A 14,453-nucleotide genomic window follows, 5' to 3' on the forward strand; every position below is an offset into this window, starting at 1 on the left:
GGGGCGGAATTGTGTGCTGGACCCGTGGTACCCGGACGGCAACGACGACATGCTGGACGCGCCTTCATGGGCCTGCATATGACTAGTCCCGCAGCCATGACCCGCTGCTACGAAAGGGTCACCAACCAGACCGCAGTTATCATGAATCTACTGGATTACGGCTTCGCAATCGGCAAAAAAGCCAGCCTCGTGGCCCTAAACGCCGGAAACTCCATAGAAGCCATCCGCCACCGCCCGGAGCGCCAGCTGGTCATGGCCAAATGCAGGGTGATAGCCCCGAGCGAACGGTAGGATACAGAATTGACTCTGAAGGGGCCTATTTGCGAGAGACCCGGCGTAACAAGACGCCATAGGCGCAGAAAGTCAGATACAACAGACGCGAGCGCCATTGTCAGCTCAATGTGACCATTCGAAAAGAACAAGTCGAATGACCGATCCGGTCTGAAACCGACTTAAGTCTATGTTCTGGACGATGGCTGTGATGCGAAACCCGAGCGGCTTGGAATCTGGCAGTTCAAAATATTTTCGACAGTACCCAAAATCCGTATCTCCCAATACTATGAAAATTCCGTGACTAATCAATAATTTAGATCGTCTATGATGGAACCAAGATTCAGTTTTTTGTTGAGTTCGTAGAGCCTTGACAGTCGGAGAAAATTTCCATGTTTAGATAGCAAACTCTGGGGCTACGGTTGCTCTGCCTCGTCTTCGTCCTCGTAATCCTCAGATTCGAAGACATCGACTGTGCCAAGCTCAATCTCATGATGCAGATCATCCAATTTGCTTTCTATAAACTCGATCTGCTGATTGGGCGTTCCCAGAGAATGGACGTCGAGTGTAACGGTTGTGCGTGCCTCAATCTCCTCTTCAACCTCAATTCCTCGCCCTCCCATTTCGACAGACTCTTTGTCAACACTGTCCCAGAATGAAAAATTTAACTCCACTTGAACCTTCACGACGAGGCTAACTGGTAAACTAACGACTACACGCATGACACCATCGTCATCTCGTCCTACCAACTCTATGATGTCAATTTCTTCTGGGCTCGGCCAGCCTAGGCTTTTGAGTTCTCCAGCCCATGTGAAAATCTCCACCTCGCCGTGGTTAGGAGAAGCATTCGCGGTAAAATCAAGACGCTCTATATTGTCGGAAACGCTATCTTGAAATTCGTCTGAGCCATCGCCGTCTTCAGCCAACCACAAGGTTACCGCAGTTCGCAGGCCAAGTGGTGCGTCCGTAATGAGAGACAATGCGCGTTCGATTTCAGGCCCAAGGAAAAGGCGAGGGGAATTGTTACAAAACGCTTTCCAGTCACCATCTTTTGAAATGACTAGAATCCCAATATCTCGATCAGTAGCAATTTGTTCCAAAGCGTTAAGCGCCAAAGCGTCTGGAAACTCATCTTTCTTTCGTCCTGACCCGAAGGGTGGTTCACCGGCAAAATAATCATCATAAATTGTGGCCGTGTCCACAAGATTAGCGTCGTCCAGCACCTCGCAATTTGTGTCAGCGATGTATTTGTCCCAGCGCGCGCTCGCAGCTTGCTCAGCAGTCCGTCCACCAGAAATCTGCGTCAGCAATTCTTCGCGCGTAGGTGCAACTGTTTCGAATGAAAATAGTGCCTTTCCAATGGCTATTTTGGTCGACCGGAGTGAATCACTTGTCGATTTTTCTAGATGGGCCAAGACTTCCTTAGCAACGGTTTCTGAGAGCAAAAAATCAAACGGGCGTCCGGTAAGACCTGCGAAAGATTGCAACGTAGCTGAGTTCAATTGCAGGCGTTTTTGATGAAATATGCTAGTATCAATAGAAATAGCGGAAATTTGATCGCGCGCCAAAAGCGCCTTGAGCTCTTCATCGTTTACAATTGGCACATCAATTCCTTATTTTAGGTTGTGTGATCAGCCTTCATCAATTGCTTAGGAAGCAAGTGTGCTGCCAATGGGTTAAACTTTTACTAGCAACCCAATATCATCGGTTCTTCTTTGGGTTCAAACTGATTTCGCTACGTTAAAGTGATCCGAGTATTGAATTGTGGCACTCGCTTTCGCGCGGGCAGATCGAAGCGGACTACGCCTCGTTCGCGCATGTTGAGGATCAGAACATTTAGCTGTGTTCGTCTAATCGGAACCGACTCCATAACTGCGTTGTACAGTGGACCGGGAAAAGCGTGAGCCCGTCCTCTTAGGAAATCACCAATGATAACTTCGGCGCGGTCACAGTTTGTTTTGCACCCTACACCTCTCTGTTTCTGATGGAACGCTGCAATGTCCTCTGCAGAAAACAGACTTACCTGAGGGCTGTCACCTTCGCGAAGGTTGTGGCGCATTTCCATTTCCTGCTTTTCAACTTTCTCTTGAACGTCACGGAAGACTTCAAGACCTTTGGGGCTATGTGTGCCGAGAATAAGGCGCATCTTTACCCGCTCTTTCTTTGGCACCATGATTGAGAAATCTGGCACATAGGTCGCAACCTTGTGCGTCCGCATAGCTTCTTTCATTAAGTGAAGAATTTTCCGTTCGTTACTCCAATCCTCTGGTAACTTGGAAAAATCATCCTCCCACTGTGCATCGGCAAGGAAGCGACCGAACGATGCCGCTACCTCGGCAAACTCAGCATGCCGATTGATGTGATCAGACATGAAATTAAGTATGAATTCCCCGCGCCGATCGCGTAGGAACCGAAACACCGCCTCATTTCGGATGTTCCATCCAGTAGGGTCAATGAAAGTGAACGTGAAGCCGTCAGGCAGTTTCGCCGCAATACTATCCAGATTGTCCTCGAACGCTCCTTCAAAGATGTGAATTTCAAATTTATTTTTCGTGACTGCGTATTCGCGGAGTCGTTGCACAGCTTCGGATCGCTGTTCACAAAAGCAAAATCTAATCTTTAAGCCGTTGATGCCTCTTTCTTCCAGATTCGAACGCACTTCCTCCAGGGTGTTGATTGCTTGATCGAAGGAGGCATCGGAATATTTTGCATCATCGGACACTTTCCAAGGTCCAGCGAAGGCATCCACAAAGTTAAATGTAGGTGAATGGCCTTGCAGCGTAATAATGGCTGCTGCTTGTAGATATTTCGTCAAGAATTGATGCTTGATGAATGATTGTTCGCGGTCACGGTAGAGGTCTATATCTACTGTCATAACGCTCTTTCACTATCGCAATTCAGCCATGATCGATTTAGGAACAATTTGCCAAGGGAAACCATTCCATTCTGCGCCCTCAAGCATGCGCCCACCAGATTTTGGTCGCGCTCCGCCCCATTGTTTAAAGAAGAATGCCACATCGAAGAGTTTACAGGCGAGACGTAGTTCTGTCGCCCACGCAGCCTCCATTGGTCGCGACCTTGGTCCGCTTTCGCCGCCGACAATCGCCCATGCGATCCCCGATAGGTCGACTTCACCGATTTGCCCCAAGAGGGGTTCGAATGAGATGAATCGAGCATCCGAATTGATTTGGCGAAGGTGTTCGATACGACCTTTGTGCGCGCTGTCCTCGACGGAAACACCCAGCCAGATATGCGACGGCACTTTGCCTTCGCTATACCGCTGCTTGACGTAATTGCGCATAAGTGAAGATCGCTTGGTCAAAACCTGATAGACGTGCCAATCCGCTGCCTCCATAGCATCGAACACTTTATCGATATGGGTACGGTCGATCTCTTTGTGGAATAGATCACTCATCGAGTTGACGAAGATCATTCGCGGCTTCTTCCACTGGGCCGGCTGTGTCAGCCGAGACGGCCAAAGGCGGAGATCGAAACCTTGTTCATACGGGTGTCCTTCGATCCCACGCCAACGTTCTGCAAATCTTTCCGCATAGCAGTTGTCGCAACCGGGGCCGACTTTTGTGCAGCCGGTAACCGGGTTCCAAGTTGCATCAGTCCATTCGATTTCAGATTTTTGCGCCATTGCTCATACCTTGGTCTAGAAAGCTTTAACTCACTTACCACAAACAGGGAACTCATTTTCGGGTTGATCCAGCCCCCTAAAGACACGCCTCAAACAACGCCCGCGTATTCGCCTCCGTCATCGAAATCGGATTACCACCCACACTCGAGTCTTTGAGGGCCTCGGCGGCCAGACGGTCCAGATCAGGATTGATGCTGCCAAGTTCTGTCAGGCCTTTTGGGATGCCCAGCGCGGCGTTCAAATCTCCCACATAGGCATAGAATTCATCAAAGCTGTTTTCGAGCGCAAAGTTGCAACCAAAATGTCGGAGTTCATGGCGCGGATTGACAAGCCCATGAACGCGACATTTTCTGCCTACCCGGGTGACGAGCTGCTGGGGTCGGTATCTCTTGACGGTGAAGACCTTGAAGAAGGCGTTAGGGTGCGGACCCTTTATGGGTGACGAAATAGCAGAACAAATGGCAAAGAGATGCAAGGAAATGCGCGCAGAGCGGGCTTTCTGCCCGGTCAAGCGCTTTGACGCCGCAGGTCGCAGCCATTTTTCTGTCCATCAAGGATCGGGCCTGTTTGCCCGCAGCCCGCGTCGCAAAGACTTGAAAGTCTTCAGACTTCCTGCTTCTTTGCTCCTGGTCTGCAAACAAACCGATCCCGACTATTTCACCACCCATAAAGGGTCCGCACCCTAGTCGCCTGCGATGGTTCATTGTCGGCCCCAAGGCAAAAGGTATGGGCATCGGGCGCCTTTTGCTTAAGAAGGCCACATCCTTCGTGGACCAGAACGCTATTGACCGCACACGCCTTTGGACATTCAAGGGGTTGGACGCAGCCCGGCATTTATACCAGAAACACGGCTTTCAACTCGAACATGAATCCCCCGGCGCGCAATGGGGCGAGGAAGTTCTTGACCAAGAGTTTTTGCGATTACGGACATTGCGCGGCTAAAGGAGAACGGTCGCAAAGTCGGCATTGCTGCCTTTTCGCCAAAGAGCAAATTAGTGCGCTCCGGTTTATTCTGCAAAAGGTCCGCCGTGGCGAGCCTTGTAAGTTGCAATTTAGGTTGAAGCCTCATTAATTCAAAGGATGCAATGACCGTTTCGAGCCCATCTTGCAGGTTTTCTGCATCGCGGCGAAAGTCAGCATTGAGAGAACTGGCGCATTGCAAGATGGGAATGGTGGACATGGTCGAAACCATCGGATTAAGGTTGAAAGGGAGCAGGAAGTTGCTGCCACCAGGCAAGCTGGTACAATGTTTTTGAATTATTCAAAGGAATTCACTATGTGGGATTTTAGTATGGGGACAGCGTTTGGATTGATGCGCAAGACAGCGCCCTTTCTGTTATTTCGAATTGTTGTCTACTTTGGGATCGCAGTAGCATATGTGCTGGTGACAGGTACGGGCGCTGGTATCGGTTACGGTGTTGGTGGCTTTGGAGATGACGATTTTCAGGCATCCACAACCGTTTGGGGAGGCATCATCGGCTTCGGAGTTACAGCTGGTGTGCTGTATCTTATGCGCGAGTATCTATTGTATGTTGTCAAAGCGGGCCATATCGCGGTGATGGTAGAGATCTTGGACGGTCGCGAATTGCCGGATGGCCAAGGTCAAATCGCATACGCCCGAAAGATCGTCACCGAACGTTTTGGAGAAGCCTCGGTTCTGTTCGGGATCGATCAGTTGATCAAAGGGGTAGTCAGAGCGATTACCGGGCTGATCCAAGGGCTTTTGACGATCATTCCGATCCCCGGGCTAAACAAGGTAATGTCGCTGGTGCGGGCCTACTTGAAGCTCGCTGTTGGGCTTGTTGATGAGGTAATCCTTGCTCATGGGCTGCGCACAAGGGCTGAAAATCCCTATGCCTCCGCGAAAGAAGCGCTCGTGCTTTATGGTCAGAACGCCAAGCCTATGCTGAAGAATGCTGCATGGCTGACTTTGTTCACATGGGGTCTTTCAATCGTTGTATTCCTGTTCATGTTGGCTCCTGCGGCGGCGGTTGTTTACATCATGCCGGGTACGTGGTCGGCAGGAGGTATGGTCTTTGCCTTGCTCTTTGCCTGGGCCGTGAAGGTCGCAGTGATTGAGCCATTTGCGATTGCCTGTCTCTTGCAGGCATTCTTTAAGGTCACGGCAGGTCAGGAGCCCAATCCAGAATGGGAAGCCAAACTTGAAACGGCTTCGGTGAAGTTCAAAACCCTGGGCGAGCGAGCCGTGACTTGGGCGAGTGGTGGGCGCGGTAATCCCACCCCAAAGGCACCACCAGGTACCACAGCTTGAATCTAATAAATGCAGACCCGGCGTGGGCCGCTATCCAGTATTGATGATTGCAGATCAAAGCCACTGATATCATATGCTACGGAATCAGCCTTTTGACCTTGCTGCCTCCACCATTTGTTGCACGCCGAATCCGGTCATTGGTCAGGTTTCGGCGCAGCGAAGGTCCGCTTCCCGCCCATATTGCCAGGCGTTTAGTTTAACGCGAATGTGGTCGAAAGATTGTCAGAGGGGCGCGGCCACTGCGACAAGTGTCCTGTTTCACTATGCCTTTGCCTTACGACAGCGGTATTGCTTTTGTTACGAGGCCCGGAGCCTAAAAACACGCCTCAAACAACGCCCGTGTATTCTCTGCATTCATCTCAACCGGATTACCACCCACACTCGGGTCTTTCAGCGCTTCCGCCGTCAGATGATCCAGATCAGGATCGCTCACCCCAAGTTCTGTCAGGTCTTTCGGGATGCCCAGCGCGGCGTTCAACTCTCCCACATAGGCGTAGAATTCATCAAAGCTGGAGCCGATGCCAAGATAGGCGGCGGCCTGAGCAAGTCGCTCTTCGATGGCGGGCCGGTTGAACATCAGCACGGGCTGCATGACCACCGCATTTGTGGTGCCATGATGGGTGTGATGGATCGCGCCGATGGGGTGTGAAAGGGCATGGATGGCCCCGAGCCCTTTTTGAAAGGCGGTTGCACCCATGGCCGCAGCGCTCATCATGTTCGCACGGGCTTCCAGATCAGTTCCGTCTCGATAGGCGCGCAGAAGATTGTCCTTCACCAGCTTCATGCCTTCCAGCGCAATGCCTTGGGACATGGGGTGGTAATGCGGCGAGCAATAAGCTTCCAGACAATGGGCAAAAGCATCCATACCGGTGCCGGCGGTAATCATTTTCGGCATGCCGACCGTCAGTTCGGGATCGCAGATGACAATGGCCGGAAGTGTTTTGGGATGAAAAATGATCTTCTTCACATGGGTGTCTGAATTGGTCAGAACACCGGCACGGCCAACTTCTGAACCGGTGCCAGCCGTGGTTGGAACCGCAATGATCGGATGAATGGCATCCGCATTGGCGCGGGTCCACCAGTCGCCGACATCTTCCAGGTCCCAAACCGGGATGGTCTGGTCTGCCATCAGCGCAATCAGCTTGCCAAGGTCGAGACCGGAGCCGCCACCAAATGCAATGACACCATCATGCTTGCCAGCCTTGAAAGCTTTCACGCCGTCGGTCAGGTTTTGTTCATTCGGATTTGGGTCAACGTCGCTGAACAGAGCACGGCCAAGGCCCGCCTGGTCCAGAATATCCAGCGTGGCGGCGGTAATCGGCAGACTTGCCAGACCCTTGTCCGTCACCAGAAGAGGCTTTTTGATGCCCGTGGCCGCACAGGCTTCTGCGAGTTCGGTAATGCGCCCGGCACCAAAACGAATGGCGGTCGGGTAGCTCCAGTTTGCAGTTGGAACCATGATGGTCAGGCCTTCTTCAAGTGGTAGGATTTGGGTCTTGTGACGCTTTGATAGCCAAGCGCGGACAGTGATGCGCCGCGTCCGGTTTCCTTGCAGCCGGTCCAGCAAAGGGCGGGATCAAGATAGTCGCAACGGTTCATGAAAATGGTGCCGGTTTCAATGGCGCGGCCAATGTTCTCGGCAGCTTCCGCATCGGCAGTCCACACAGATGCGGTCAGGCCGAACACGGAATCATTCATCAGTTTGATGGCTTCTTCGTCGGATGACACTTTCATGATGCCAACAATGGGACCAAAGCTTTCATCGTTCATGACACGCATGGAATGATCGACATCCACCAGAATTTGCGGTGCCAGATAGGCCGTGTCGCCCGTGTCTTTTGGAAACAGGGCAGGGTCGATCAGGGCCGTGGCACCGGCAGCAATCGCTTCGCGGGTTTGCGCCCGCACTTCATCTGCAAAGCGAATATGCGCCATGGGTCCAAGCGTCGTTTCGGCGTCTAACGGATTGCCAAGCTTGTAGGTTTCAACCAGCGCCTTTGCCTTTGCAACAAATGCATCAAACAGGCTTTCATGCACATAAATGCGCTCAATTCCGCAACAGCACTGGCCCGAATTGAACATCGCACCGTCCATCAGCGTATCAACAGCTGCATCCAGATCAGCGTCAGCACGTACATAGCCGGGGTCTTTTCCACCCAACTCCAGACCCATGCCGGTAAAGGTTCCGGCAGCGGCGCGCTCCATTTCACGGCCACCATTCACCGAGCCGGTGAAATTGATGAAGTCGAAACTTTTGGCAGCGATCAGTTCGCTGGTGTCGCCATGGCTGAGAAACAGATTGTTGAACAGGCCGTCCGGCAGTCCCGCTTCGTGCAAGGCCGCCGCAAAGCGTTCACCTGCAAGGATCGTCTGCGTTGCAGGTTTCAACATCACGGCATTGCCGGCAATCAGGGCAGGCGCAATGGAGTTGATTGCCGTCAGATAAGGATAGTTCCAGGGCGCGACGACAAACACAACGCCAACCGGCTCGCGGGCAATAAAGCGGTGAAACGCATCACTGTCTTCAATGGTGGTCGGTGCCAGTGCATCCTCGGCAATGGTTGCCATGTAACCGGCCCGTTCGCGCACGCCGCCGATTTCGCCGCCATAACGCGTCGGACGGCCCATCATATGGGCAATCTCAATGGTGATTTCATCATTCACGGCAGCCAGCGCATCAATGGCTTTCAGCACAATGGCACTGCGTTCATTGATGCTGCGGTTGGCCCAGCTTTTCTGAGCCTTCTTTGCTGCTGTCAGCATGGTTTGCACTTCGGCAAAACTGTGTGTTTCACGCGTTGCAAAAACACTGCCATCGATGGGTGATGTGCAAGTGAGCGTTGTCATCAAGATTATCCCTAAAAATGCTCTATGAGCGTTCAAAACCGCGAGAGACTTCCCAGTCCGTCACGCGGGTGTCAAAAACTTCCTGCTCCCAGCGAGCAGCGCGTACATAGTGATCAATCACGTCATCGCCCATAGCGGCGCGCAACATGTCCGAGCTGTCCAATGCAGCGGCAGCGGCGCGCAGGGTGTTGGGAATTTCCCGAATACCTTTGCCGCCATATGCATCGCCCTCAAAGGCCGGTTCCAGTTCCATTTCTTTCTCAATACCGTCCAGCCCGGCTGCCAATTGCGCGGCAAAGGCAAGATGCGGATTGAGATCAGACCCGCCAACCCGACACTCAATGCGAATGCCCTTGGTTTTTTCAGCGCAAAGGCGATAGCCCGCTGTGCGGTTGTCCGGGCTCCAGATTGCTTTGGTCGGTGCAAAGGTTCCAGCCACGAACCGCTTATAGGAATTGATGTTGGGCGCCAGAAAGTAGGTCGTTGCATTGGCATGGGCCAGCAGACCGGCAACATAATGCTGCATCAGTTTCGACATGCCGTGTTTGGCGCTTTCGTCCAGAAACAGCGGCTTGCCATCATCGCTCCACAGTGATTGATGGACATGGGAGGATGATCCGGCGGAGTCATTGTCCCATTTCGCCATGAATGTCAGTGCTTTGCCCTTTGACCAGGCAATTTCCTTGCAGCCATTTTTGACAATCGCGTGATTGTCAGCGGCGATCAGCGCGTCTGCATATTTGACATTGATCTCTTCCTGACCGGCAGAGGCCTCACCCTTGGAACATTCAACCGGTATACCGGCACCATAAAGCCCGTTGCGGATGGCCCGCATTACATCCTCTTCCTTGGTGGTCTGGAAGATGTGGTAATCCTCATTATAAGGCCCGATCAGATTCATGCCGCGATAGCCGCTTTGATGGGCTTCGTGATAGCTTTCGTGAAACAGGAAGAATTCCAGCTCAGAGGCCATCATCGCCTTCATGCCCATGGCTTCCAGACGCGCCAGTTGCTTTTTCAGCACGGCGCGGGGGCCGTGAGGCACGTCCGTGTGGCTGTGATGATCTTCCACATCGCACATCACCATGGCCGTTCCTTCTAGCCAGGGAATGTGGCGCAGGGTCGTCATGTCAGGGCGCATCACATAGTCGCCATAGCCCGATGCCCAGGACGTGGATTTATAGCCTTCAACGGCTTCCATCTCGAAATCGGTCGCAATCAGATAGTTGCAGGAATGGGTTTCGGCGTGCGCGCTTTCAATGAAATTGGAAGCGTGGAACCGTTTGCCCATCAGTCGGCCCTGCATGTCCACCTGAACGGCCAGAACAGTATCAATCTCTCCAGCCGCGAAGGCTTTCTTCAGCGCATCAAAAGTCAAATTCCCAGACATCAAAAAGGTCCATTCCAACAGGTCATTAAAGGAAAGCGGCCCCGCTCACACAAGGCCAAGCGCAAGGCAAAGAGGGGCCGCTTCTAATTGTCTTAGCTGTAGCGGTAAGGCCGTCCAGCCTTATCCATGGCAGCATTATAATCTTTCAGAATCTGAACGATCTTGGCTTTCAGCTCACTCTCCTGGGCAATTTCATCCCAGAATACGCGTGCTTCGGCTTCAACAGTTGCCCATTCTGCATCGGGAATGCTGGTCAGCTTCATCTTTGTGCCATCGACACGCAGTTTCGCTTCTCCGCCCCAATACCAATGCTGACGATAATAGTGCGAGGAATCCATCGTCAGTTTGAAGAGGGTTTTCAGATGCTCTGGCAACTCATTCCAGCGATCCATATTGGCAAAGAAAGAGCCACACCATGCGCCGGAAATATTGTTGGTCAGGAAGTAGTCAGTCACGTCAGCCCAGCCAACTGTGTAATCTTCCGTAATGCCGGACCATGCAATGCCGTCCAGCTCACCGGTCTGAACCGCAACTTCAATGTCTTCCCATGGCAGCGTGACAGGGACAACGCCAAAGCGGGTCAGGAAACGACCGGCTGTCGGGAAGGTGAAGACGCGTTTGCCTTTGAGATCTTCCAGCGAGTTGATCGGGTCTTTGGTTGCAAAATGGCATGGATCCCAAGATCCGGCAGACAGCCATTTTACGCCAACCTTGTCATATTCAGCTTCCCAGATATCGCCGAGACCCCATTGGTTAAACAGGACCGGAATATCCAGTGAATAGCGTGACGCAAATGGGAAGTAGCCGCCAAAGACCGTGACTTCTGTCGGCGAGGCCATGGAATCATCATCAGACTGAACCGCATCAATCGTGCCGTTCTGCACAGCGCGGAACAATTCGCCCGTTGGGACCAGCTGATCGGCATAGAACAGCTCGATTTCCATCTCGCCATTGGCCGCTTTGTTGAAATCATCAATTGCCGGCTTGATCACATGTTCACCCAGCGCTGCGCCTGCGTAAGTCTGCAAACGCCACTTGATCATGGACTGACCGTGAACAGCTGGCGCTGCCAGAGTAGAAGCACCAGCTCCCACACCAACCACACCGGCTTTTTTCAGAAAGTCTCGCCTGTTGGTATTTTTTGTCATCTCATTCTCCTCAGTTTAAGACCACGGATGATACCGGGCCAGGTTTTCGCCTACCGATGTGTCGGTCATTTGCCATACACATATTCGGGAAGCCAAAGGGCGATCTGCGGAAAGGCTGTCACAAGGGCCAGACCAATCAGCATAACAAATACAAACGGAATGATGGAAATATAGATGTCCTTCAGGCTGACTTCCTTGGGCGCCATCGCGCGCATCAGGAAGAGATTGTAGCCGAAAGGCGGTGTCATATAAGCGATCTGACAGGTGATGGTGTACAGAATTCCATACCAGATGAGATCGAACCCAAGCATTTTCACCAGCGGCACATAAAGCGGGGCCACGATCACCAGCATCGCCGTGTCATCCAGAAACGTGCCCAAAATCAGATAGGACAATTGCATCAGGATCAGGATTTCCCACGGGCTGAGACCGAGCTGCCCAATAAAGAAACCTTCAATCGCCTTCACCGCGCCCAGCCCGTCAAACACAGCGCCAAAGCATAATGCTGCCAGAATGATCCACATGAACATGCAGGATATGGCAAGGGTCTTGCGGGTTGAGTTTTCAAACACTTCCCGTGTGAAACGTCTCTTGGCGACAGCGGCCACCACAGCCGTTAACGCGCCGATTGCGGAGCTTTCCACCAGGCTTGTCCAGCCATTCACAAAGGGCACCATCATGGCCGCAAAAATGATGAAGGGCAGCGCGCCTGCACGCAGCAGGCGCAGCTTCTCGGACAACGGCACATTGCGCTCATCATCGTTGAGCGCAGGCCCCAGATGCGGCTGAAACTTGCAGCGGATGACGACATACAGAATGAAGAGTGTTGCCATCATCAGGCCGGGGAACACGCCTGCCAGCCACAATTGACCCACAGGTTGGCGCGCAATCATGGCATACAGCACAAGCACGACAGAGGGCGGCACCAGAATACCAAGCGAGGAGCCTGCCTGGATCACCCCCGTCACCATCTGTTTGTCATAACCCCGCTTCAGCAACTCCGGCAAGGCAATGGTGGCCCCGATGGCCATGCCGGCCACCGACAGGCCATTCATGGCTGAAATCAGCACCATCAGCAGAATTGTACCAATCGCCAGACCGCCATTCAGGGGCCCCATCCACACATGGAACATCTTGTACAGATCATCCGCCATGCGGGATTCAGACAGCACATAGCCCATGAAAATGAACAGCGGCAGTGTCAGCAGCGGGTACCATTTCATCAGCTTCATGGAGGCCGAGAAAGCAATGTTAAACCCACCGGTTCCCCACAATGGCAGGGCCACGATGACCGCAACAAAGCCAATGGCTGCAAAGATGCGCTGGCCGGTCATCATCATAAGCATCATGCAGGCAAACATGATGATGGCGATGGCTTCGTAGGACATCTAGATCTCGTCCCCGCGCAGTTTCGCGACATCCTTGAAGAAGGTCGAAATGGCCTGAAGCAGCATCAGAAGAATGCCAAAGCACATGATGATTTTTATCGGTGACATTTGGGGCCGCCATGCAGTCGGGCTGCGCTCGCCATATTGCAGCGCATAGCTCGTGCTTTCGATGCCGCCATACAGAAGGATCACCAGATAGAAAATCAGGAAGAAAATGGTGAACGCATCAACCCAGGCCTTGGTGCGCTCCGACCATGATCCGTAGAACAAATCCATACGCACATGCTCGCCCATCTGCATCGAATAGGCCCCGCCTAAAATGTAGTAGGCGGTTAGCGTGAATTGCGCCATTTCAAGCGTCCACAATGACGGCAACAGGAAGGTCTTCGAAAACGAAGACCACAGTAAAATGCCCATCATCACAAACAACAGATACATGGCAAACCGGCCTACGCGGTAGTTGAAGGCATCGATATATCGGACAAGGGTTTTGATCCATTGCGGCATGATTTTAAGCTTGTGCTCCCGCTGAAACCGGATGCTGGATTGATGGCTGCGACAGTTCAGACAGAGCTGACAGCAACAGGGTCTCAATGATCTGCGCCACTTTATTCTGCTGCTCTGCAGTTGCGACAAGATCGTTTCGGATTTCAAGCATCACATTCAAGATACCGCGCGGCAATGCGTGTATCTCAAGGGAATGCGCCACGCCGTCTTCCGGCCCATATGGCGCGTTTCGCAACGTCGTGAAGTCCGTGATGCGGGGCGCCACACGCAATAATTCATCGGCCAGCCGCGTATCAGAACCATGCAGAATGCCAAGTTCAACTTCGCGCTTGTTGCCAAGATATACCGGCGTGAATGTATGAATTGTGACAAGCACCGGCATCCGATCTTCCGCCTGATGCCGGTCCAGAACCACTTCGACTGCATCATGAAACGGCTTGTAGAGGTGCTCGGTACGGGCCTGCTGATCCTGCTGTGACAGGTCTGAATTGCCTGGAATCTGGTAAATCTCACTGACCGTTCGCATGGCGTCCGGGTGCTCCGGTGGCCGGTTGAGATCATAGACCAGCCGGGAAAATCCGGCGGTCACCAACACGGCATCCAGCGATTTTGACAGCAACAGGGCAATTGCCTCGGCTCCCGGATCCCACGCTGCATGACTTTGAAGGGCATCTTCAGACAGGCCCAATGTACCAAGTGCGCTTGGAATGCGATTGCTCGCGTGCTCACACACAAGCACGATGTTGCTTGTTCCATCGGCATTGATGGTCTGCAAAGCCGGACCATCTGATGCGTTGATAAGAGATTGTGTGGACTGCAAGTCAAATCCCGCTGCAACAATTTGTAAAAGTCTGTCTTGAAGAGGCCCGTTTTGAAGAGGATTGTACAGACAGGATTAAACTGTCAATATCTTTTCTAAAATGGATGCAGGTTTTGAACAGGCCTTGGACTTTACCAAGGCCCAGCATCGCGCCATGCCTGGAGGCCT

General features: G+C 52.5%; 14 protein-coding genes and 2 pseudogenes. 4 read left to right on the forward strand and 12 right to left on the reverse strand.

Translation table 11 applies throughout. The annotated features are described in order from the left end of the window. Window positions 1–78 precede the first annotated feature (78 nt). The gene (locus RAL91_RS07330) at window positions 79–291 is read left to right on the forward strand and encodes a hypothetical protein (RefSeq protein WP_306261009.1); all 213 of its coding nucleotides are present in this window, start codon (window positions 79–81) and stop codon (window positions 289–291) included. A 395-nt stretch (window positions 292–686) separates the two neighbouring features. Here the strand turns inward: RAL91_RS07330 and RAL91_RS07335 are convergent, their stop codons facing one another. The 4 genes and pseudogenes from RAL91_RS07335 to RAL91_RS07350 form a co-directional block, all read right to left on the reverse strand. Then, the gene (locus RAL91_RS07335) at window positions 687–1,874 is read right to left on the reverse strand and encodes a PIN domain-containing protein (protein ID WP_306261011.1); all 1,188 of its coding nucleotides are present in this window, start codon (window positions 1,872–1,874) and stop codon (window positions 687–689) included. 131 nt (window positions 1,875–2,005) lie between these two features. Then, window positions 2,006–3,145 (reverse strand): three-Cys-motif partner protein TcmP, encoded by a 1,140-nt coding sequence (gene tcmP / locus RAL91_RS07340; protein ID WP_306261013.1) that lies wholly within the window; start codon window positions 3,143–3,145, stop codon window positions 2,006–2,008. Between the two features lie 12 nt (window positions 3,146–3,157). Next, window positions 3,158–3,913 (reverse strand): DUF5131 family protein, encoded by a 756-nt coding sequence (locus RAL91_RS07345; protein ID WP_306261015.1) that lies wholly within the window; start codon window positions 3,911–3,913, stop codon window positions 3,158–3,160. 76 nt (window positions 3,914–3,989) lie between these two features. Beyond that, window positions 3,990–4,187: pseudogene (locus RAL91_RS07350) on the reverse strand (iron-containing alcohol dehydrogenase); the annotation flags it as partial. 184 nt (window positions 4,188–4,371) lie between these two features. Between RAL91_RS07350 and RAL91_RS07355 the strand changes: the two are divergent. Together RAL91_RS07355 and RAL91_RS25040 are read left to right on the forward strand one after the other, a co-directional pair. After that, window positions 4,372–4,599, forward strand: a complete 228-nt coding sequence (locus tag RAL91_RS07355) for a hypothetical protein (RefSeq protein WP_306263126.1) — start codon at window positions 4,372–4,374, stop codon at window positions 4,597–4,599. A gap of 40 nt (window positions 4,600–4,639) precedes the next feature. Further along, a pseudogene (locus tag RAL91_RS25040) lies at window positions 4,640–4,711 on the forward strand (hypothetical protein); the annotation flags it as partial. Between the two features lie 10 nt (window positions 4,712–4,721). Here the strand turns inward: RAL91_RS25040 and RAL91_RS07360 are convergent. Then, window positions 4,722–5,093, reverse strand: coding sequence for a hypothetical protein (locus RAL91_RS07360; RefSeq protein WP_306261017.1), 372 nt, complete (start codon window positions 5,091–5,093; stop codon window positions 4,722–4,724). A 96-nt stretch (window positions 5,094–5,189) separates the two neighbouring features. On the opposite strand from RAL91_RS07360, the gene RAL91_RS07365 reads away from it, so the two are divergent. Beyond that, window positions 5,190–6,185, forward strand: a complete 996-nt coding sequence (locus tag RAL91_RS07365; protein ID WP_306261019.1) for a hypothetical protein — start codon at window positions 5,190–5,192, stop codon at window positions 6,183–6,185. A 313-nt stretch (window positions 6,186–6,498) separates the two neighbouring features. Here RAL91_RS07365 and RAL91_RS07370 read toward each other — a convergent pair whose 3' ends face one another. From RAL91_RS07370 to RAL91_RS07400, 7 genes are all read right to left on the reverse strand, one after another. Then, window positions 6,499–7,644, reverse strand: coding sequence for an iron-containing alcohol dehydrogenase (locus RAL91_RS07370; protein ID WP_306261021.1), 1,146 nt, complete (start codon window positions 7,642–7,644; stop codon window positions 6,499–6,501). 5 nt (window positions 7,645–7,649) lie between these two features. Then, window positions 7,650–9,032: an aldehyde dehydrogenase family protein gene (locus RAL91_RS07375; RefSeq protein WP_306261022.1), complete on the reverse strand. Its 1,383-nt coding sequence runs from the start codon at window positions 9,030–9,032 to the stop codon at window positions 7,650–7,652. 22 nt (window positions 9,033–9,054) lie between these two features. Beyond that, a complete protein-coding gene (locus RAL91_RS07380; RefSeq protein WP_306261023.1) occupies window positions 9,055–10,422 on the reverse strand; it encodes a glutamine synthetase family protein in 1,368 nt (455 codons plus the stop codon). Window positions 10,423–10,514: 92 nt separating this feature from the next. Continuing rightward, a complete protein-coding gene (locus RAL91_RS07385) occupies window positions 10,515–11,570 on the reverse strand; it encodes a TRAP transporter substrate-binding protein (RefSeq protein WP_306261025.1) in 1,056 nt (351 codons plus the stop codon). A gap of 65 nt (window positions 11,571–11,635) precedes the next feature. After that, window positions 11,636–12,958 carry a TRAP transporter large permease subunit gene (locus RAL91_RS07390; RefSeq protein ID WP_306261027.1) on the reverse strand — a complete coding sequence of 441 codons (1,323 nt, stop codon included), beginning with the start codon at window positions 12,956–12,958 and terminating at the stop codon, window positions 11,636–11,638. Beyond that, window positions 12,959–13,465, reverse strand: coding sequence for a TRAP transporter small permease subunit (locus RAL91_RS07395; RefSeq protein ID WP_306261028.1), 507 nt, complete (start codon window positions 13,463–13,465; stop codon window positions 12,959–12,961). 4 nt (window positions 13,466–13,469) lie between these two features. Continuing rightward, window positions 13,470–14,285: an N-formylglutamate amidohydrolase gene (locus RAL91_RS07400; RefSeq protein ID WP_371932495.1), complete on the reverse strand. Its 816-nt coding sequence runs from the start codon at window positions 14,283–14,285 to the stop codon at window positions 13,470–13,472. Window positions 14,286–14,453: the final 168 nt, after the last annotated feature.

It is taken from the genome of Pararhizobium sp. IMCC21322 (assembly GCF_030758295.1).
Lineage (GTDB): Bacteria > Pseudomonadota > Alphaproteobacteria > Rhizobiales.